Origin of the sequence: Streptomyces sp. NBC_00154 (assembly GCF_026342835.1) — a bacterium.
Classification (GTDB): Bacteria; Actinomycetota; Actinomycetes; order Streptomycetales; family Streptomycetaceae; genus Streptomyces.
This window is the reverse complement of record NZ_JAPEMI010000002.1, coordinates 1-21,468: the sequence shown is the minus strand read 5'-3', so window position 1 is coordinate 21,468 and position 21,468 is coordinate 1. Positions and strand designations below refer to the sequence as shown.

Below are 21,468 nucleotides of genomic sequence, written 5' to 3'. Positions count from 1 at the left end.
CGTCGCCCCGCAGATGACCATCCCGTCCCCATCCCGCTCACGGAGGTACCTGTCATGTCCATATCCACCTCGGCCCAGCCGGGCGCGGAGGCCAACCCCCAGAAGGACGAGGAGCAGCGGCTGCGCGAACTCGGCTACCAGCCGGTGCTGGCCCGCCGCATGGGCGGCTTCGGCAACTTCGCCATCAGCTTCTCCGTCATCTCGATCCTGTCCGGCTGCATGACCCTGTACGGCTTCGGCATGTCGACCGGCGGACCGTCGGTGATGCTCTGGGGCTGGGCAGGTGTCGGCCTGTTCGTGCTCTGCGTCGGCATGGCGCTCGCCGAGGTCACCAGCGCATACCCGACGTCCGGCGCGCTGTACTACATGGCGGACCGGCTCGGTGGCCGCAAGTGGGGCTGGTACACCGGCTGGCTGAATCTGCTCGGCCTGCTCGGTGCGATCGCGGGCATCGACTACGGCGCCGCGCTGTTCACCGGCGCGCTGATGAACCTGCAGTGGGGCTTCGACCCGACGCCCGGCCACACCATGATCATTTTTGTCTGCATCCTGCTGCTGCACGCTGTGCTGAACCTCTTCGGGGTCCGCCTCGTCAGCGTTCTCAACTCGATCAGCGTGTGGTGGCATCTGGCCGGTGTCGCCGTGATCGTCGCCGTGCTGGCGATCGTCCCCTCGCACCACCAGTCGCCGTCGTTCGTCTTCACCGAGTTCGTCAATGACACGGGATGGCAGAACCCGCTCTATGTGGCGGCGATCGGTCTGCTCCTCGCGCAGTACACCTTCTGCGGTTACGACGCCTCCGCCCATCTGTCGGAGGAGACGTCGAACGCCTCGGTGACGGCGGCCCGCGGCATCGTCCGCTCGATCTGGGTCTCCTGGATCGCCGGGTTCGTGCTGCTCGCCGGTCTGACGTTCGCGATCCAGGACTACGCGGGCACCCAGGACACCGCCACCGGTGTACCGCCCGCCCAGATCCTGATCGACGCGCTCGGCGCCTCGGGCGCCACCGCCATGCTGCTGATCGTGATCGCGGCCCAGCTGTTCTGCGGCAACGCCGAGGTCGCCGCGGCCAGCCGGATGGTGTTCGCGTTCAGCCGGGACAACGCGCTGCCGGGTTCGGCGCTGTGGCGCAAGGTGAGCGCCCGCACCCAGACACCCGTGAACGCGGTATGGCTGTCGGTCGTCGTCGCCGGACTGCTCGCGCTTCCGTCCCTCTACTCCGCGACCGCGTACGGTGCGGTGACCGCGATCAATGTCATCGGCATCACGCCCGCCTATGCGATCCCGATCTTCCTGAAGCTGCGCGCGGGCGACCGCTTCCAGCGCGGCCCCTGGCACCTGGGCCGCTGGTCGAATCCGATCGGCTGGATCGCCGTGGTGTGGGTGGCGATCGTGACCGTACTGTTCCTGCTTCCGCAGTCGTCGCCGGTGACCATCGACTCGATGAACTATGCCTCGATCGCACTGGTGGCGGTCCTGGTGCTGGCCACCGTGTGGTGGTTCGTCGCGCGCCGTTCGTACGGCACGCCGTCCGCGTACGGGAACGCCCGTGAGCAGGCGGAGATCGCGGCGGACATCGTCTGACGCGGCGGCTGTCGCGGCCTCTTCGGGCCCTCCCGGACCCTCGGGTCCGGGAGGGCTCTGCCGTGCCGCCGGGTGCGGTCAGCCCACGAGCAGCTGGAGGCCGCCGAGCACGGTCGCGCCGATCACCAGTCGTTCGAAGAGCTTCTGGTTGATCCGGTCCACGCACTTGCGACCGATATAGGCGCCGGGAATGACGAACAGCAGCATCGCGGCGTCCAGCAGCAGCGACTGGGCATCGATGAGGCCGAGGCCCACGCTGAACGGCACCTTGGAGGTGTTGACGATCAGGAAGAACCACGCCGACGTACCAAGGAAGCCGAGCTTCCGGAAACCGGCCGAGAGCAGATAGAGCGACATCACGGGGCCGCCCGCGTTGGCGACCATGGTGGTGAAGCCGCCGAGCACTCCGTACGAACGGGCCTTGAGCCGGCCCGTCCGGGACGGGCGGCCGGACTCCTCCGGAGCTTCCTTGCCCTCGACGCCGGAACGGCGGCGCCAGACGGTGACGCCTGCCATGAAGAGCAGGATCGCGCCGATCGATGTCCTCACCGCGTCGTCGTCGGCCCACATCATGAAAAGCGTGCCGGCCACCACACCAACGGCGACGGCGGGGAACAGCCGCAGCAGCGTCGGCCAGTGCGCGTGCCTGCGGTAGGTGAGGACGGCGAGCACATCGCCCGCGATGAGGATCGGGAGCAGTACCCCGGTGGACTCGCGGGCCGGGAGTACGGCCGCGAAAACCGCGAGACTGATCGTATTGGCACCGCTGACGGCCGTCTTGGAGAAGCCTACGAGTGCGGATGCCGCGGCCAGCGCCGCCAGTTGCCAGAGTGTGAGGGTGTCCATGCCAGGAACAGATGGTAGTCGCACCCATTTTCGGGCCGCGATCGAGTCCCTCGCTCAACGCCCGACTTTGCACCGACTCATCCGATGTGTTGTCACAAAGCTCCCTCCATCACCGGCCCAATTGACCACACCTACTGGGTAGTTGCACGTCAGAAGTCTTGACCCCGGATAGGGGCGTTGTAAGCATCGGATGTCTCAGTGGGCAGCCACCGTGGCTGCACCCACATCGGCCCCGGCGAGAGGGCGACGGCCATGGCATTCGTACCGCACAGCCGCACATCTCCAGCACTTCGGTCAACGGGCAGACCACGCACCTCACCGGCGGGGCGCAGATGGACCCTGTTCTGTCTGTCCCTGGCCCTGGCCATGGCAGCGGCCCTCCTCGGCGCACCCGCCGCCACCGCCGAGGTTCAGCATCCGCGCCAGCAGTGGATGCGCGAGTCCACGGCGGGTCTGTTCCTCCACTGGGGCATGTTCACCGCGCCCCGCCATGTCGACTGTGAGGCGTGGGAGCACGACGTCACCGCGGGCGGCTGGACCGCCGACTACTGGGTCGACGAGGCCCGCAAGCTCGGCGCCTCGTACATCGTCCTTGCCACCTTCCACAGCAGACTGGGCTATGCGCGGCCGTGGCCCTCGAAGATCCCCGGCAGCTGCTCCACGGAGCGCGACTTCCTCGGCGAGCTCGTGAACGCGGGCAGGGCCAAGGGCATCAAGGTCATGCTGTACATGACCGACGATCCGCAGTGGCACAACGAGGTGCCTGGGGTGCAGACGCTCGACTCGGACGCGTACTCCGCGTACAAGGGCGAGAAGGTCGACCTGACGACGCGCGACGGGTTCGGCCGGTTCAGCTACGACCAGTTCTTCGAAGTGATGGAGGACTACCCGGATCTGGCCGGGTTCTGGATCGACAACGACAACGAGTACTGGGAGAACCATCACCTCTACGAGCAGATCCGGGCGAAGCGGCCGTCCTGGTTGTTGACCAACAACAACGAGGACACGCCGATCATGGACACGGTCAGCAATGAGCAGAAGACCGGCATGACTCCGGCGTACGACTATCCTTCGGCCGCGTTCACGCCGATGCCCCGCATCTCCGAGGGTGACTACAAGCTGCCGACCAGCGGCGACTGGTGGTACGACGGCAAGGACCACCCGGTGGACTTCCGGCTGAGCACGGGCCGGTACATCACCAATGCGGGCTCGTCCATGAAGTCGCTGATGGCGGAGACGGCGATGGTGAACGGCAGGTTCCCGCCGAGCCAGCAGGAGTACAACGACTTCATGGCCGACTGGACCGCCCCGATCCGGTCCTCGCTGCAGGGCACCGAGGGCGGCGGCTACATGTACGGCGGGATGCAGCCCGGCTTCTGGAACGACGGCGCGCACGGTGTCGTCACCGTCGGGCCCGGGGCACGGACTCAGTACGTGCATGTGGTGACCCGACCCGGAACGGATCTGGTGCGTCTGCGGGACAACGGGTACCGGGCGACGAAGGTGACCGATGTGCGCACCGGGAAGGTGATGGCGTTCAGCCAGTCCGGGGGCTACCTGACGATCCTCGGGATCGCCGACTGGGATCCGTACGACACGGTGTTCAAGGTCGAGACGGACGGCCGGCAGCAGTCCTACTACCCGCAGAACTCCCTGCGGGCCACGGCCTCGTCCGCGGCCACCGGGCACCCGGCCGCCGATGTCGTCGACGGAAGTCACGAGAACTACTGGGACAGTGACGGGAAGCTCCCCGCGTCCGTGACGATCGATCTCGGCAGCCGTCGCAAGGCGACCTCGCTCGCGGTCAACCAGCGCGAATGGTCACCGACGCACGCGCGGTCGACGTTCGGCAGGCCGGAGGACTCCGCGCGGATCAAGGACTACTCGGTCTCGACGAGCAACGACGGCAGGCTCTGGAGGACGGTTCGTACCGGGGCGCTGCCGAGCGCCCGTGGGGTGCAGCTCATCGACATCGGTGAACGGACGGCCCGCTATCTGAAGCTCGACGTACGGAACACCTGGGCCGGTCCGCAGGCACCGGACTTCTTCGGCCGGCTCAGGATCGACGAGATCAAGGTGGCCCACGGGGCGCCGGTGTCGGGCTCGGCGCAGGTGCCGCTGGAGGCGGAGTCCCGGAGCAACGACCGGGACGGTGGCGTACGGGCGTCCGCGTGCGGGGCCTGCTCGGGATCGTCCCGGCTCGTCGGGTTCGGCGGCGGAGCACGTAACTCAGTGACGTTCCGCGACGTGACGGCCGCCGAAGCCGGGAACTACCGGCTCCAGTTCGACCACACCGCCGGATCCGCGACCTCGCTGTCGGTGCGGGTCAATGGCGCCGCGGCCATCGATGTGGCGGTGCCCGCGGGCAACCCGGACGTGCCGGGGTCCACAGCTGTCTCCGTGCCGCTGGTCGCGGGCGCCAATACGGTCGAGGTGTTCAGCAGGGCGGCCCGGGGACCGGGCCTCGACCGGATCGCCGTCGGACCGCTGCCGCCGACGTCGTACGTGCCCAAGACGACGATGACGGTCGATCCGCACGGGCTGCAATGGGTCGGCGCCGGGCAGCAGTCGATCAAGGTGACGGCGAAGCTGCGGCTCGACGCCGACGACATACTCGACAGTGTCCGGCTCGCCCCGAAGGTTCCCGCGGGCTGGTCGGTCGAGGGCGATCCGGCGACGGCGTCGTCGATGCGGCTGGGCGAGACCCTGGCGGCGAGCTGGACGCTGACCTCGCCGCCCGGCGCGGATGTCGCGTCGACGACGGTGCCCGTCACCGCGGCCTTCCTGACGCTCGGCACACCGCACGAGGTGACGCAGAGCGTCGGCGTCCGGCCGCGCCCGGCGGACCGGGTGTTCATGCGCGAGGCCGAGGACTCGCGGAACACGCTCGGCACCGCGGGTCTGACCGGCTGCTCGCCCTGCTCCGGCGGCGAGAAGGTGCGCAACATCGGAGGCAGTGCGGCTGCCGATGTCCGGTTCCCCGATGTCACCGTGGACCGGGCCGGCACATACACGCTGTTCATCGACTACACGGTGAACGGGGATCGTTCGTTCCTGGTGAGCGTCAACGGCGGAGCGCCGGTCGAAGCGGCGGTGAGCGGCATCGGGAACAGCACGCCGGCGACGACCACCGTTCCGGTGACGCTCGCCGCGGGCGCCAACACGATCAGGATCTACAACGACGAGGAGTCCGCGCCCGACCTCGACCGGCTGTCGCTGGGACAGCCGTAGAGTCGCCGGCGGATCCACCTCAGGGGCCGTTCCTCAGCGGCCCCTGAGGTGTGCCGGGGGTCGGCCGGGTCGGGGACCACTGCGCCTCCCACGCCACGAGAGGGCAGGCACGGGACCTGTTTCCGCCGCCCGCCCCTTCATGGAGGCCATGAGGGCCTCGGACGCCATGGACGGCGCCGAGCTGATCGCTATGCTGCGACGCAAGCGCTCACAGGAAGCGTTCAAACGAACAATGCGCGGCGGTACGGCGAGGGGGCCAACAGCATGCGGGAGCCGGTTGAACTCAGGCGTCAGCGAATCCTGTCGGTGGTGCAGTCGCGGGGCGCCGTCAAGGTCAGCGTGCTCGCCGCCGAGCTGGATGTCTCGGTGGTCACGATCCGGCGGGACGTGGAGGAGCTGACCCGGGTGGGGAGGCTGCGGCGCGGACACGGGGTGGCCCGTCCGGTGGTCGACGTGCCGGAACCCGCCACGGTCCCGGCACTGCGGACCGGGGAGCCGACCGGGGACGGCGCTGCGGTGGCCCTCGTCGTACCGGAGCGGCATTCGTACCTGTACGAGACGCTGCACGGCGCCCGGACCGTGCTGGAGGAGTCCGGGATGCGGATCGCCCTGCACATCGCGCCGCAGTCGGCGGGCGCCGAACGGCCGCTGGTGGAGCGGGCTCTGGCGGACGGGGCCCGCGGGCTGCTGATCGCCCCCCGGTGGCGCAACGCGCTCTCGGAGGAGCTGGACTACGGCTGGCTGGCGGAGGTGGGAGTGCCGACCGTGCTGATGGAGCGGCGGCCCCGGCCGGGCAGTGCGCTGCACGCGCTGGACTCCGTCTGTTCCGACCACTGGTACGGGACGCATCTGGCCGTGGACCATCTGGTGTCGCTGGGCCACCGCCGTATCGTCCTGGCCGCCCGCGACGACAGTCCGACGGCGCGCACCATCCGGACGGCGTTCGCCGAGATCGCGGCGGCCCGTCCGGAGGTGGAGGACTGGTCCATAGTGCTCAGTTCGCCGGCGGCGGCGCCCGGCCCCGGTCCGCAGACGCCCGGCGCACCGGACGAAGCCGCGCCCGCTCCCGATCCCGAGGGCGACGCCACAGCGGTCGACCTTGCCGCGCTGCTGCGCGAACGGGGCGCCACGGCGGCGGTGCTGCACGGCGATGTGGACGCGCTGATGCTGGTGCAGCGACTGGCGGAGGGCGGCGTCCAAGTGCCGCGGGACTGCTCGGTGGTGGCGTACGACGATGTGGTCGCCGCCCTGGGCAGTACGCCGCTGACCGCGGTGGCGCCACCGAAGGCGGAGATCGGGCGGGCGGCGGCCGAGCTGCTGCTGTACCGGCTGGCCGGGACCGTCGGTGCCACCGGTCCGGTGCGCAGGACGGAGTTGCTGCCCACTCTGAAGATCCGTGGTTCGGCGCAGTCGCTTCCCACTTCCGAAGTCTGATCGTTTGACCGCTTTAATTTTCTTCTGAGCGATCTATTGACCCGTACCGATCAGCCGATCAGGATTCCCGTGTCTCGAATCAGGAGCCGCGGGAGGCACCCATGCCTGGTCGACAGAGCCGTCGATCCGTGCTCGCCTCGATCGCCGCCCTGCCGCTGACGGGCGCGCTCAGCGCCTGCAGCAGCAGTGACGGCGCATCGAAGTCGGGCAGCACGAGCAAGACCAGCACCATCAGCAGCAAGGGCGCGAAGCGCGCCACGCACATCACCTTCTGGTCGGCCCTGCGCGGCAGCCAGGAGGTCGTGGACGCGTTCAACCGCACCCACGACCGCGTCCAGGTCGACTTCCAGCAGATCCCCACGGGAGGCCAGGGCGGTTACGCCAAGCTCAGTAACGCGTCCCGGGCGGGCAACGCCCCGGATGTCGCGACCATCGAGTACCCCCAGGTCCCCGGCTTCGCCATCGACGGGGTGGCACGCGAGCTCACCGGTCTGATCGGCGACGGACTGCGCGCCAAGCTGCTGCCGCAGGCACTGGGACTGACCACTTTCGAGAAGCGCGTCTTCAGTGTGCCGTTGGACGTCGAGCCGATGCTGATGCACTACCGCACCGACCTGTTCCAGCAGTTCGGTCTCGAAGTGCCGCGCACCTGGGACGAGTTCGAGGAAGTGGCCCGGACCGTCCGCCGCCAGGCCCCGGACCGGCGCCTGGCGACCTTCGCCACCGACGGTGCCATGCAGTTCGCGGCGCTCGCCTGGCAGGCCGGCGCCCAGTGGTTCGACACCTCGGACGGCGCCTGGAACGTGTCGCTCGCCGACGAGCCGACCCGCCGCGTCGCGTCGTACTGGCAACGGCTGATCGACCAGGACCTGGTCTTCATGAACGCCGTGGACAGCCGGCAGAGCGACGCCCAGATCAGCAACGGCCAGATCCTCGTCCGGCTCAGCGGCGCCTGGGACGCCGGGGCGCAGATGAACGCCCGGCCCGCCCAGAAGGGCCAGTGGGCCGTGGCCCCGCTCCCCCAGTGGGATCCGGCAAATCCGGCCGTCGGCACCCACGGCGGCTCCACCTTCGCGGTCACCAAGGACAGCCGGCACCCGGAGGCCGCCCTGGAGTTCATCGAGTGGCAGGTGTCGCACCCGGACGCACTGCGCGCCCGGCTCTCCAGTGGCAGCAGCAGCCAGTATCCGGCCGCCCCCGGTCTCGTCGCCGTCGGCCGCAAGGCCTTCGACCGCAGCTACTACAGCGGCCAGGACATCTACACGGTCTTCGAGGAGGAGGCACACAAGATCCGGCACGGCTGGCTCTGGGGACCGCGGATGACCGCCACCGGAAAGGTGATGCAGGACGGCTTCGCACGCGCGGGCGGCGGCCAGGGTTCGTTGATCGACGCGGTACGCGCCGCCCAGCAGGGCACCATGCCGGACCTCAAGGCACTGGGCCTGGCCACCACCGAGCGCAGCGACTGACCCCGTTCGCCACTTCCCACGTTCCCAGCAGCAGAGAGGCAGGTGACACTCATGACCGCCCCCGCTTCCACCCCCTCGATCACCCCCGTGCACCCGGCGAACGCCCGGTCGGCCGCCGCGCCCGCGCGCTCCGCCCGCAGGTCGGCCCGGCGCCGTGAACTCGGTGCCTGCGGCGCCCTGATGACACCGTTCTTCGTACTTCTCGTGACGGTCTTCCTGATCCCCGTCGGAACGGCCGTCTGGCTCAGTTTCTTCAGCGACGACCAGCCGGGGCTCGGCTTCGGCCCGGAGCGCACCGTCTTCGTCGGACTGCGCAGCTATACGGCCGTGCTCACCGACCCGACGTTCCTCGGTGGTCTGGCCACCGTCTTCCTGTACTGCGTCATCTACATCCCGGTGATGGTGATCGCCGCGCTCGCGCTGGCGCTGCTGCTGGACTCCGGGGTGGTGCGGCTGCGCTCCTGGGCCCAGCTCGGCCTGTTCCTGCCGCACGCCGTGCCCGGCATCATCGCCGCCGTCATCTGGCTGTATCTGTACACGCCCGGGCTCAGCCCGGTGATCGATCTGCTCGGCAAGGCCGACATCACCATCGACTTCCTCGGCGTGCACACCGTCCTGCCCTCGATCGTGAACATCGCCCTGTGGAGCAATCTCGGCTACAACATGGTGGTCTTCTACGCCGCCCTGCAGGCCATGCCCCACGAGGTCATCGAGGCCTCGGTCGTCGACGGGGCCGGACCGGTGCGTACCGCGCTCCAGGTCAAGACGCCGCTGGTGCGTTCGTCCATCGTCATGGTGGCGATGTTCACCCTGATCTTCGCGCTCCAGCTGTTCACCGAGCCGATGCTGCTCAGCCAGTCCACCCCCATGATCAACTCGCGGTTCTCGCCCAGCATGTACATCTACGACGCGGCGTTCACCCGTAACAACTACGGGCTGGCCGCAGCCGCCTCGGTCGTCCTGCTGATCTGCACGATCGCCCTCTCCTACGGCGTCACCCGCTGGACCAACCGCGCCAACGCCCCCGAGGAGGACGCCCGATGAGCGCGACGAGCCCCACCCGTACCGCCGCCACGCTGCGGCCCCGGCTTCTCGGCCGCTCCGTCGTCAATGTGGTGGTGGGCATCTCGGTGCTGTACACGCTGCTGCCGGTGCTGTGGCTGGTGCTCGCCGCGTCGAAGGACCGGGACGCCCTGTTCGGCAGCAACGTGCTGTCGCTGAACCACTTCGCCTTCGTGCAGAACCTCAAGGACCTGTTCGCGATGGACGGCGGACTGTACGGGCGGTGGTACGGGAACAGCCTGCTGTACGCGGTCCTCGGCGCCGCGATCGGCGCCCTCGTGAGCATCGCCTGCGGCTACGCCTTCGACAAGTACCGCTTCCCGCACAAGGAGAAGCTGTTCGGCCTGGTCCTCGCCGCCGTCATGGTGCCGCAGACGGTGCTGGCCCTCCCGCTGTATCTGATGGCGTCCGGCACCGGGCTGGTCAACACCTTCTGGTCGGTCTTCATCCCGGTGCTCTTCAATCCGTTCGGTGTGTATCTCGGCCGGATATTCAGTCAGGGGTACGTGCCGAACGAGGTGCTCGAAGCGGCGCGTGTGGACGGCGCCGGCGAGCTGACCACCTACTTCCGGGTCGCGCTGCGGATGCTGGGGCCCGGTCTGGTCACTGTCTTCCTCTTCCAGCTCACCGCCATCTGGAACAACTTCTTCCTGCCGATGGTGATGCTCTCCGACCAGGACCTGTATCCGGTCAGTCTGGGGCTCTACACCTGGAACAGTGCCGCCACCGTGTCCCCCGAGTACTACCCCGTCGTGATCATGGGCTCGCTGCTCGCCGTCCTCCCGCTGATCCTCGCCTTCGCACTGCTCCAGCGGTTCTGGAAGTCGGGGCTCACCGCGGGCGCCGTCAAGTAGCCGGGCCACCCGGACCACTCCCGTACCAGGAGCAAGATGCCCAGCACCACCCTCACCACAGCCCGTCGGCCGCGCGCCGCCGTCGCCATGAAGCCGGATGCCGCGGCCGCCGTCCTCGCCCCCCGATCCCTGGCCGCACTCGCCGAGGTGTGCGCTCTCGCCCCGCTGCCCGTCCTCGACGACTTCACCACCGACCGTGCCCGCGCCGCACTCGCGGACGCCGAACTCCTGGTCACCGGCTGGGGCTGCCCCCCGCTCGACGAGACCGTGCTGGCGGCGGCTCCCCGGCTGCGCGCCGTCGTGCACACGGCGGGCTCCGTCCGCGGGCACATCACCGAGGCCTGCTGGGACCGGGGCATCGAAGTCTCCTCGGCCGCCGCCGCCAACGCGCTGCCGGTCGCGGAGTACACCGTCGCGATGATCCTGCTCTCCGGGAAGCGGGCCCTGGAGCGGGCCCGCGACTACCGGGCCGAGCGCCGCCGTGACGACTGGCTGCGCACCTCGCCCGAGGTCGGCAACTACGGCCGCACCGTGGGCATCCTGTCCGCCTCGTTGATCGGCCGGCGCGTCATCGAACTGCTGCGTCCGTACGACCTGCGGGTGCTGCTGCACGATCCCTACGTCTCCGCGGCGGACGCCGCCGAGCTGGGTGTCCGGCCGGTCGAACTCGCCGAGCTGTTCGCGCAGAGCGACGTGGTGAGCGTCCACACCCCGCTGCTGCCCGCCACCCGCGGGCTCGTCAGTCGTGAACTCCTCACCTCGATGCGCCCGGACGGTGTGCTCATCAACACCTCGCGGGGCGCCGTCGTCGACCAGGACGCGCTCACCGACGTACTCCGTCAGGACCGGATCCGCGCAATCCTCGACGTCACCGACCCCGACACGCTGCCGTCCGCACACCCCCTGTGGGAGTGCGACAACGCCCTGATCACTCCGCATCTCGCGGGCTCGCAGGGCAACGAGTGGCAGCGGCTGGTCGACCTGGCGGTCCGCGAGATCGGCCGCTGGGCCGCGGGCGACGGTTTCGCCCACCCCGTACGACGCGAAAGGCTGGCATTCCTCGCATGACCTCCCCCCTTGAACTTCCCTCCGACGACCGCGACCTGAGCCCGTACACCGGCTACACCCGGGCGCACTGGGAGGCGGCGGCGGACGGCCTGCTGCGGGCCGCATGGCAGTGGTCGACACCCGGCCGCGCGCTGCTGGACCTGCCGGGCCGGCCGTCCGGATCCGGGGTGCGCTCGGACGGTCTGGAGGGGTATGCCCGTACGTTCCTCGCGGCGGCGTTCCGGGTCGCGGGCGCGGACGGGAAGGATCCGCACGGCTGGCTCGACCGGTACGCGGACGGACTCGCCGCCGGTACCCGGACGCCCGGCCGGGACGATCCGGAGTCCTGGCCGCTGATCCTCGACCACCATGTGCAGGGCCAGCCCATGGTCGAGTCCGCCTCGGTCGCCATCGGGCTGCGGCTGACCCGCCCCTGGTTGTGGGACCGGCTCGATCCGGGCGTCCAGGACCGGGCCGAGGAGTGGCTGCGCGGTGCGCTGCGGCACACCCCCGCACCCAACAACTGGTATCTGTTCCCCTACTCCGTGGCCGCGTTCCTGGAGTCGGTCGGACGCGGCGACGCGGAGACGACCCGGGCGAAGGAGCGGGCGCTCGGTCTGCTGGAGGGCTGGTACTGCGGACAGGGGTGGTACTCCGACGGGGACCACCGCGCCTTCGACCACTACAACGGCTGGGCGCTGCACCTGTACCCGGTACTGGACGCGCATCTGTCGGGCGACCCCGAGCTGTCCGCGCACTACGGCTCCCGGCTGCGCGAACACCTGGACAGCTTCTCGCTGCTGTTCGGCGGCGACGGGGCGCCGATCCACTTCGGCCGCTCGCTGACCTACCGCTTCGCGGCCGGTTCGGCGGTCGCACTGGGCGCCGTCACCGGGCACACCCCGCTCTCCCCCGGTGCCTCACGGCGGGTGATCAGTGGATCGCTGCGCTACTTCCTGGACCGCGGTGCGACGGGCACGGACGGGCTGCTGAGCCTGGGCTGGCACGGCCCGCACGAGGCGACTCTGCAGCACTACTCGGGCCCCGCGTCCCCTTACTGGGCGTCCAAGGCGTTCGTCTCGCTGCTGGCCCCGGAGGGCCATCCGCTGTGGACCGCGACCGAGGAACCCGCGCCCAGCGAGGGCCCCGACCGGGTGCTGGCGCTGCCCGCACCCGGCCTGCTGATCCAGTCCACCCGGGCGGACGGCGTCGTACGGCTGCACAACCACGGCAGTGACCATGTCCGGCCGCACGAGGGCGAGTCGGGTGTGCAGGACGATCCGCTGTACAGCCGCCAGTCGTACTCCACGGTGACCGGCCCCACGTCGAACGTGAACGCGGCGGACAACCATCTGGCCGTCGTCGTCGCGGGGGTGCGCAGCGGCCGCCGCAGCATCCGCCCGCTGGGCGCCGGACAGGGTGACGGCTGGGGCTGGGCCGCGTCCTGGCACCGCCCCGTCTTCACGTCGGGTGCGCCGATGGTGCCGGGGCTGCGGGTCGAGAGCGTCACGGTGGGCCGCGGGAGGTACGAGCTGCGGGTGCACCGGGTGCTGGGCGCGCCGGCCGGGGCACGGGTGGAGCAGACGGGCTGGGCGACCGGCCCGGACGACGGCGTACGGTCCGCGCTGCACGGACTGCACGGCTGGGAGACTTCGGACGAGGTACGGGCTCCGCAGGGCACGGCGTACACCCGCTGGGCGGTGGTACCGCGGCTGGGCGCGGACGCGGAGGGGACGGTCCTGCTGGTGTCCCTCGCGTCCCTGACGGCGGAGCCGGACGCGACGGCGCTCGCGGCGGCGGTGAGCGGGGTGAACGTGGACGGCGACACGGTCGAGATCGGCTGGGCGGAGGACGGGGCGACGACCCGTATCGCCTTCGAACCGCTGAAGGTCGAGCACCGCTGACCATCTGTCCGCCGGACCGCCTCGTGGCCGTCCGGCGGACGACCCCGCCCTACGCGTCGATGCGGATCACCACCACCAGCGACCGCGGTCCGTGCACCCCCTCGACCCGCTCCAGCTCGATGTCCGAGGTGGCCGACGGCCCGCTGATCAGCGTCGTCGGCCGCTCCGGCACCAGCCGGCCCACCGCCTCCGGCACCCCCACCTCGACCGCCGACAGATCCACCACGCACACGTGCAGGTCGGGGACGAGCGACAGCGCCCGTCGCCCCTGGTCGGGCGAGCCGTCGAGGAAGATCGTGCCGGTCTCGGCGCAGCCGACGGCCGACCCGGTGACGACACCGTCCAGCGCATCGAGCCGGGGCGCCGGAATGTCGGCACAGTCCTGCTGGACCTCTCCGTCGTACGCGTCGAGCCACCGCTCGTCGAGCCCGGCGGGCACCCCGATTTTCCGGGCACCACGCTCCCGCAGGACCTGCGCGATCACTTCGGCGGTGCGGTCGCCGGTGCAGGCGTGCACCTGTGCCTTGTAGTCGACGAGCCGGTCGGTGAAGAGCGCGAGACGCTCGTCGTCGGGGAGTGTGCGGCCGGTCCGGTAGTCGCGCGGGACGGTGGTGTCGGGGGTGGGTGCGAGAGCCAGGGCGTCCCGGATCCGGCCGAGCACCGTTTCGCGAGCGGTCGTCACTTCTCCTCCTCCTGCTGCTGGTTCCTGCCGTCCTCGGCGGCGGCCCGCATGGTCGCGGCGCCCTCGTCCGACGCCAGCCACGCGCGGAAGGACTGCTTCGGCGGCGCCGCGGTGTCACGGCTGTCGCTCCACCCGTTGAACGGGGGCGGCAGATGCGAGAACTTCCCGTCCCGCCCGGCGAGGACCCGGCCCAGCCCCGCAACCTTCTGCGCGGCCGTGAACAGTGTCGGTCTCCTCATCACGCCGGCCGCCGCCTTCATGGCCAGCTTCTCCGCCGTCGTACCGGACTGTTCGGTGTGCTGGTGGCGCAGCTCGACCAGCAGCGACGGGATGTCGATCTTGACCGGGCAGGCGTCGAAGCACGCGCCGCAGAGACTGGAGGCGTACGGCAGGGAGCTGTTGGGGTCGTCCTTGGCCGCGTGCATCCCGGCGAGCTGGGGGGTGAGGACCGCCCCGATCGGGCCGGGGTAGGTCGATCCGTACGCATGACCGCCGGCCCGTTCGTACACCGGGCAGACGTTCAGACAGGCCGAGCAGCGGATGCAGTTCAGCGCCTCGCGCCCGATCCGGTCGGCGAGCGCGGCGGTGCGTCCGTTGTCGAGGAGGACCAGATGGAAGTCCTGCGGACCGTCGCCGGGCGTCACCCCCGTCCACATCGAGGTGTACGGGTTCATCCGCTCCCCGGTCGACGAGCGCGGCAGCAACTGCAGGAAGACTTCGAGGTCCTGATAGCGCGGCAGTACCTTCTCGATGCCCATGACGGTGATCAGGGTGTCGGGCAGGGTCAGGCACATCCGGCCGTTGCCCTCGGACTCGACGACGGACAGGGTGCCGGTCTCGGCGATCCCGAAGTTGGCGCCCGAGACCGCCACCTTCGTCGTCATGAACTTCTCGCGCAGATAGGCGCGGGCCGCGGCGGCCAGATGGGCGGGGACGTTGTCGAGGCGCGGGTCCACACCGGGGATCTCCTTGAGGAAGATCTGCCGGATCTCGTCGCGGTTGCGGTGGATCGCGGGCACCAGGATGTGCGACGGCTTGTCGTGGGCGAGCTGCACGATGAGCTCGGCGAGGTCCGTCTCGTACGGGGTGATGCCGATCGATTCGAGGTGCTCGTTGAGGCCGATCTCCTGGGTGGCCATCGACTTGACCTTGATGACCTCCTTCGATCCGGTCGCGCGGACGAGCCGGGCGACGATCTCGTTGGCCTCGACGCCGTCGCGCGCCCAGTGGACGGTGCCGCCGCGCTCGGTGACCTTCCGCTCCAGCTGCTCAAGGAGTTCGGGGAGCCGGTTCATGGTGTCGGTCTTGATGGCCGAGCCGGCGTCGCGCAGCTGCTCCCAATCGGGCAGTTCACCGGTGACGTTGAGGCGTTTGGCGCGGATCGTACGGGTGGCCTTGCCGAGGTTGCGGCGAAGCTGTTCGTTGCGCAGCTCGTCGTGGGCGGCCGCGGGGAACTTCCGGTCGCCGCGCAGATTGCCCGTCCCGTACGGGGAACGGGGCGGGGTGGCGGGCATGCCGAGGAAGGTGCTGCTCATCGGACGGCCTCCGTCAGGACGTACGGCGAGGTGCGGGTGGAGGAGAGGATCTGCGCGAGGTGCAGGGTCCGAGTGCCCGATGCGATGCGGGAGAGTCCGCCGCCGATGTGCATCAGACAGGAGGAGTCGCCCGCGGTGCACACGGCTGCCCCGGTGGTGGTGATGTTGCGCATCTTGTCCTGGAGCATCGCGGTCGACGTCTCGGCGTTCTTCACGGCGAAGGTGCCGCCGAACCCGCAACAGGAGTCGGCTTCGGGAAGCTCGACGAGGTCGATGGAGTCGACGGCCCGCAGCAGCTTCAGGGGCTTCTCGCCCACGCGCACCATGCGCAAGGAGTGACAGGTGGGGTGGTACGTGACGCGGTGCGGGAAGTAGGCGCCGACACCGGTGACGCCCAGGACGTCGACGAGGAACTCCGACAGCTCGTACGTCTTGGACTTGACCGTGGCGACGCCCGCGCGCAGCGCCGCGTCCCCGTACCGCTCGGCGATGATCTCGTGCTGGTGGCGGACCGACCCGGCGCAGGATCCCGAGGGCATGACGACGGCGTCGATCGACGCGTCGCCGAACTGCTCGGCGAAGTTCCGCACGAGCGGGACGGGTTCGCGCTGGTAGCCGGTGTTGACGTGCATCTGGCCGCAGCAGGTCTGCTCCGGCGGGAACACCACCTCATGCCCCAGGCGGGCGAGCAGGACCGCGGTGGATTTCACCGCCTCGGGAAAGAGCGTGTCTCCCAGACAGGTGGCGAAGAGTCCGATACGCATGGGGCCTCTCCGATCGTTTCTCTGGCCTTTGTATGGTCGGACCATACTAGCCTCGGTCCGGAACGTGAAGAGGGTCAGGACATGCCGAGGGGACGGCACGCGTTCGCACCGTCCCCTGGTTGCTGTCGTGTTGCGGCTACGACTTCTCGTCCACCAGCGTGCCGTGCAGGCTGCGGATGTGCCGCTCGACCAGACCGGCCGCCTTCGCTCCCTTGCCCGCGCGCACCAGCCGCAGGAGTTCGGTGTGCTCGGCGTTGAGGCCGGCCGCCGTGGCCGGCCAGTCCTCGGCCTCCTCCAGTGCGCGCAGGATCAGCGGGCGCACGGACTCGCGCACGGCGGAGGTGAGCGTGGAGGTCAGTTCATTGCCGGAGCTGCGGGCGATCTGGACGTGGAACCGGGTGTCCAGGTCGTTGAACTCGGCCACGCCGACGTCCGGTTCCGCCATCCGCACGAGCAGTTGCTCCGTTTCGTCGAGGTCCTCCGCGGAGGCATGTGTGGCCGCCGCCTCAAAACTGGACCGCTCCAGCACTACGCGCGCTTCCAGGACGTCCTCCAGGCTGTAGCTGCCGAGGGCGAAGTGCAGTCGCAGCAGCCGGCCGAGGGCGCCGTCGGGGTTGCGTACGATCCGCGCCCCGGCGTCCGGGCCACGGCCGGGCTGGGCGACGAGGACTCCGATCGTCTCCAGCACCCGCAGCGCCTCACGCAGCGCGGATCTGCTGACCCCGAGGACCGGCGCGAGCTCCCGCTCGGGCGGCAGCCGGTCCCCGGCCTTGAGCTCGCCGGCGAATACCCGCTCCTCGATGCTCTGGAGCACGAGTTCATGCGTACGGGACTGCCGTACGGGTTGCCACTCGACGGGCATCGTTCACCCCCTGCCTCAGCCTCTTCATCTCACTATGTCACACACGACATGTGGTCGGACCAAACACTCGGTACCGAAAGAAGACGCCGCGGCGCCCATACGCGGGAAAGCCGCGCGGCAAGCGAACCGCGACCGCGGTACGAAATGTGATCCAAAAACCACTTTTCCGCCGTCGCCCGCAGACAGGCCCGACTCTTTTGCACTCTTCACTGTTGCCAAGCGCTACTGCATCGGAAGTCGCCGAGACGTCACAGAACCTCACACGCCCGACTCGCGCATCCGTTCGCGCTCGGGCCCGCGACAGCCACCAACTGTCCCGTCCGGTGGCGACGTGAAGGACATCCCCTCCCGGCGAACCGTGCAGCGCGGCGTCCGCCGTGGAGGGGGAGTCGAGTTCGTCCACCGGCGCAGCACACCCTCGCGACCTGCACCGAGGTCGGACCGGAGATCGCCACGCTGGTCAGGGGAGGCCAACAGTTCCGCCTCATCGGTTCCATAGATACGACAGGAAGATGGTGCCTGCGGCACATCACCGCCCTTTGGGTGATCTTCATCCACGACACGGAACCTTCCACACACGTTCAATCACTGAGAGTGAAGGATGCCGATGTCCGTGGCCGCTAGCGACGTGACACGCATGCAAATTAACCGCGCTTATCGAGTGCGCCCGCACGCGGTGTGGTCACTCCAGATTCCGTGAGGAAGGTTCCCTAGGTGAGCCGTAAAACGATCCGAAGCTCCCGCATCAAAACCGCAACGCTGGTTTCTGCGGGCACCCTTGCCGTTGTACTCAATGTCGTCCCGAGCACGGCGGCGATCGCCGACGCGATCCACAGGTCCGGCACCGAGAACAGCATGGGGCTGCCGGGCCCGAACGGCGCCACCAGTGCCGACCGCGACGGCGACCGCGGCCCGGAGGGCCCGCGGGGACAAAGGGGCCCGCAGGGACCGCGGGGCCAAGTAGGCCTGCAGGGACCCCAGGGTGAGTCGGGCGTGGACGGCGTGGACGGCGTCGACGGCGCACAGGGCCCGCAGGGTGTGACGGGCGTGGGCACTCAGGGCCCCCAGGGCCACCAGGGTCACCAGGGTGCCTTCGGTGGCCCCCAGGGCTCTCAGGGCCCCCAGGGTGAGCCGGGCGACGACGGCGACGACGCCGTCGACGGCGTGGACGGCGTGCAGGGTCCCCAGGGCGGCACGGGCACGCAGGGCGCGCAGGGTGCCCTCGGCTCCCAGGGCACTCAGGGCTCCCAGGGTGTCCCGGGCCTGAGCGGCACGCAGGGCCCCCAGGGCGGCACAGGCACGCAGGGCACGCAGGGTCCCCTCGGTTCCCAGGGCACCCAGGGCTCCCAGGGCTTCCAGGGCTTGGACGGTACCGACGGCGTCGACGGCGTCGACGGAGCGCAGGGCCCGCAGGGCACCACGGGCACGCAGGGTCCCCTCGGCCCCCAGGGCAGCACGGGCCTCCAGGGCACCCCGGGCGTAGACGGCACCGACGGAGCGCAGGGCCCGCAGGGCGACCTCGGCCCCCAGGGCAGCACGGGCCTCCAGGGCACCCCGGGCGTGGACGGCACCGACGGCACCGACGGCGTCGACGGCGCACAGGGCCCCCAGGGCGACCTCGGCCCCCAGGGTCCCCTCGGCCCCCAGGGCAGCACGGGCCTCCAGGGCACCCCGGGCGTGGACGGCACCGACGGCACCGACGGCGTCGACGGCGCACAGGGCCCGCAGGGCGACCTCGGCCCCCAGGGTCCCCTCGGCCCCCAGGGCAGCACGGGCCTCCAGGGCACGCCCGGCACCGACGGCGTCGACGGAGCGCAGGGCCCGCAGGGCACCACAGGCGTCCAGGGCACGCCCGGCACCGACGGCGTCGACGGAGAGCAGGGCCCGCAGGGCGACCTCGGCCCCCAGGGTCCCCTCGGCCCCCAGGGCAGCACGGGCCTCCAGGGCACCCCGGGCGTAGACGGCACCGACGGCACCGACGGAGCACAAGGCCCCCAGGGCACCACAGGCGTCCAGGGCACGCCCGGCACCGACGGCGTCGACGGCGCACAGGGCCCCCAGGGCGACCTCGGCCCCCAGGGTCCCCTCGGCCCCCAGGGCAGCACGGGCCTCCAGGGCACCCCGGGCGTGGACGGCACCGACGGCACCGACGGCGTCGACGGCGCACAGGGCCCGCAGGGCGACCTCGGCCCCCAGGGTCCCCTCGGCCCCCAGGGCAGCACGGGCCTCCAGGGCACCCCGGGCGTAGACGGCACCGACGGCACCGACGGAGCACAAGGCCCCCAGGGCACCACAGGCGTCCAGGGCACGCCCGGCACCGACGGCACCGACGGCGCACAGGGCCCGCAGGGCGACCTCGGCCCCCAGGGTCCCCTCGGCCCCCAGGGCAGCACGGGCCTCCAGGGCACCCCGGGCGTAGACGGCACCGACGGCACCGACGGAGCACAAGGCCCCCAGGGCACCACAGGCGTCCAGGGCACGCCCGGCACCGACGGCGTCGACGGCGCACAGGGCCCGCAGGGCGACCTCGGCCCCCAGGGTCCCCTCGGCCCCCAGGGCAGCACGGGCCTCCAGGGCACCCCGGGCGTGGACGGCACCGACGGCACCGACGGCGTCGACGGCGCACAGGGCCCGCAGGGCGACCTCGGCCCCCAGGGTCCCCTCGGCCCCCAGGGCAGCACGGGCCTCCAGGGCACCCCGGGCGTAGACGGCACCGACGGCACCGACGGCACCGACGGAGCACAAGGCCCCCAGGGCACCACAGGCGTCCAGGGCACGCCCGGCACCGACGGCGTCGACGGCGCACAGGGCCCGCAGGGCGACCTCGGCCCCCAGGGTCCCCTCGGCCCCCAGGGCAGCACGGGCCTCCAGGGCACCCCGGGCGTAGACGGCACCGACGGCACCGACGGCACCGACGGAGCACAAGGCCCCCAGGGCACCACAGGCGTCCAGGGCACGCCCGGCACCGACGGCGTCGACGGCGCACAGGGCCCGCAGGGCGACCTCGGCCCCCAGGGTCCCCTCGGCCCCCAGGGCAGCACGGGCCTCCAGGGCACCCCGGGCGTAGACGGCACCGACGGCACCGACGGCGTCGACGGCGCACAGGGCCCGCAGGGCGACCTCGGCCCCCAGGGTCCCCTCGGCCCCCAGGGCAGCACGGGCCTCCAGGGCACGCCCGGCGTCGACGGCGTCGACGGCGCACAGGGCCCGCAGGGCGACCTCGGCCCCCAGGGTCCCCTCGGCCCCCAGGGCAGCACGGGCCTCCAGGGCACCCCGGGCGTAGACGGCACCGACGGAGCGCAGGGCCCCCAGGGCTTCGACGGCACACAGGGCCCGCAGGGTGGCCTCGGCCCCCAGGGGACGCAGGGCGACCTCGGTCCGCAGGGCTTCCAGGGTGACGCCGGCCCCCAGGGTGCGCAGGGCGCCCAGGGCGCAGCGACGCTTGACACCTACGTCAGGACCGGCACCCAGGGACCCCAGTCGACTGCCGTGTGCGACGCCGGCGACGTTGCCACCGGCGGCGGGTACCAGTCCGCCCTCGTAAGCGCCAACGGCGTCGAGCAGAGTCAGCCGGTCAACACCGTCGCCGGGCCGCCCGACGGCTGGCAGGCCTCCGACACTCTCGGAGCGCTCACCGCTTACGCGATCTGCCACAACGCGTCGTAACTTCCGTGTGAGCGGTGGTGCCGTACAGGCTCTCCGCTTGACCTGGGAATGAGTGGGCGGTGCCCCGAGGCTTCGGCCTCGGGGCACCGTCCGCGTTTCCGATCAGGGAGCAGCTCGGCCATCGGTACAACTCGCGGTCCGGGCACCTTTGTCATGAACAACGGCTCCGGACGACGGCGCCGAACCTGCCGAGGCGGCAGCCACAATCTTGAGCGGCACCGGCGTCCGGCATCTCGCGCGGACCTGCGGGGGACAGTCGCGCTGCCCTGCTGCACATTTCCACCGATTACGTGTTCCCGGATGACGCAGCCGGACCCCGACCACGCGCCGCCCGGTCGCGTCAACGCGTACGGACGAGACATGCCGGCGAGGGTCGGGCAGTCGTCGATCCACTGCCGCACACCGACCCCCCGTGTCGGCTGCCGAATCTGCCGTGCCCTCGACTCGACCGGAAAGGAGGCGCCCCGCGGAGCTGTCAGCTCCGCGGGGCGCCTCCTTTCGGGACAGGGGTCCTGGACCGCCCTAGAT

14 protein-coding genes are annotated in these 21,468 nt (G+C 70.7%); 9 read left to right on the top strand and 5 right to left on the bottom strand.

Annotated elements, in window-relative coordinates:
* The first annotated feature begins 54 nt into the window (after positions 1–54).
* The gene (locus OHA03_RS36465) at positions 55–1,584 is read left to right on the top strand and encodes an amino acid permease (protein WP_267008310.1); all 1,530 of its coding nucleotides are present in this window, start codon (positions 55–57) and stop codon (positions 1,582–1,584) included.
* Positions 1,585–1,662: 78 nt separating this feature from the next.
* On the opposite strand, the gene OHA03_RS36460 is transcribed toward OHA03_RS36465, so the two are convergent.
* Positions 1,663–2,430, bottom strand: a complete 768-nt coding sequence (locus tag OHA03_RS36460) for a sulfite exporter TauE/SafE family protein (RefSeq protein WP_267008309.1) — start codon at positions 2,428–2,430, stop codon at positions 1,663–1,665.
* A gap of 366 nt (positions 2,431–2,796) precedes the next feature.
* On the opposite strand from OHA03_RS36460, the gene OHA03_RS36455 reads away from it, so the two are divergent.
* The 7 genes from OHA03_RS36455 to OHA03_RS36425 all read left to right on the top strand — a co-directional run bounded on the left by OHA03_RS36455 (position 2,797) and on the right by OHA03_RS36425 (position 13,431).
* Positions 2,797–5,661 (top strand): alpha-L-fucosidase, encoded by a 2,865-nt coding sequence (locus tag OHA03_RS36455; protein ID WP_267008308.1) that lies wholly within the window; start codon positions 2,797–2,799, stop codon positions 5,659–5,661.
* Positions 5,662–5,925: 264 nt separating this feature from the next.
* Positions 5,926–7,095: a substrate-binding domain-containing protein gene (locus OHA03_RS36450; protein WP_267008307.1), complete on the top strand. Its 1,170-nt coding sequence runs from the start codon at positions 5,926–5,928 to the stop codon at positions 7,093–7,095.
* Positions 7,096–7,196: 101 nt separating this feature from the next.
* Positions 7,197–8,564 carry an ABC transporter substrate-binding protein gene (locus OHA03_RS36445; protein WP_267008306.1) on the top strand — a complete coding sequence of 456 codons (1,368 nt, stop codon included), beginning with the start codon at positions 7,197–7,199 and terminating at the stop codon, positions 8,562–8,564.
* 51 nt (positions 8,565–8,615) lie between these two features.
* A complete protein-coding gene (locus tag OHA03_RS36440; protein ID WP_267008305.1) occupies positions 8,616–9,608 on the top strand; it encodes a carbohydrate ABC transporter permease in 993 nt (330 codons plus the stop codon).
* Positions 9,605–10,480: a carbohydrate ABC transporter permease gene (locus tag OHA03_RS36435; RefSeq protein ID WP_267008304.1), complete on the top strand. Its 876-nt coding sequence runs from the start codon at positions 9,605–9,607 to the stop codon at positions 10,478–10,480. Before OHA03_RS36440 ends, OHA03_RS36435 begins: the two co-directional genes overlap by 4 nt.
* Before the next feature lie 36 nt (positions 10,481–10,516).
* Positions 10,517–11,548, top strand: a complete 1,032-nt coding sequence (locus tag OHA03_RS36430; RefSeq protein WP_267008303.1) for a hydroxyacid dehydrogenase — start codon at positions 10,517–10,519, stop codon at positions 11,546–11,548.
* Positions 11,545–13,431, top strand: coding sequence for a DUF2264 domain-containing protein (locus OHA03_RS36425; RefSeq protein ID WP_267008302.1), 1,887 nt, complete (start codon positions 11,545–11,547; stop codon positions 13,429–13,431). The genes OHA03_RS36430 and OHA03_RS36425 overlap by 4 nt, the downstream gene beginning before the upstream one ends.
* Before the next feature lie 49 nt (positions 13,432–13,480).
* Here OHA03_RS36425 and OHA03_RS36420 read toward each other — a convergent pair whose 3' ends face one another.
* The 4 genes from OHA03_RS36420 to OHA03_RS36405 form a co-directional block, all read right to left on the bottom strand.
* Entirely contained in the window at positions 13,481–14,113 is a 633-nt protein-coding gene (locus OHA03_RS36420; RefSeq protein ID WP_267008301.1) for an LUD domain-containing protein, read from the bottom strand.
* A complete protein-coding gene (locus OHA03_RS36415; RefSeq protein WP_267008300.1) occupies positions 14,110–15,648 on the bottom strand; it encodes a LutB/LldF family L-lactate oxidation iron-sulfur protein in 1,539 nt (512 codons plus the stop codon). The genes OHA03_RS36420 and OHA03_RS36415 overlap by 4 nt, the downstream gene beginning before the upstream one ends.
* Entirely contained in the window at positions 15,645–16,412 is a 768-nt protein-coding gene (locus tag OHA03_RS36410; RefSeq protein ID WP_267008299.1) for a (Fe-S)-binding protein, read from the bottom strand. Before OHA03_RS36410 ends, OHA03_RS36415 begins: the two co-directional genes overlap by 4 nt.
* Positions 16,413–16,548: 136 nt before the next feature.
* Entirely contained in the window at positions 16,549–17,274 is a 726-nt protein-coding gene (locus OHA03_RS36405; RefSeq protein WP_267008298.1) for a FadR/GntR family transcriptional regulator, read from the bottom strand.
* Positions 17,275–17,988: 714 nt separating this feature from the next.
* On the opposite strand from OHA03_RS36405, the gene OHA03_RS36400 reads away from it, so the two are divergent.
* Positions 17,989–20,940 (top strand): hypothetical protein, encoded by a 2,952-nt coding sequence (locus OHA03_RS36400; RefSeq protein WP_267008297.1) that lies wholly within the window; start codon positions 17,989–17,991, stop codon positions 20,938–20,940.
* Positions 20,941–21,468 lie beyond the last annotated feature (528 nt).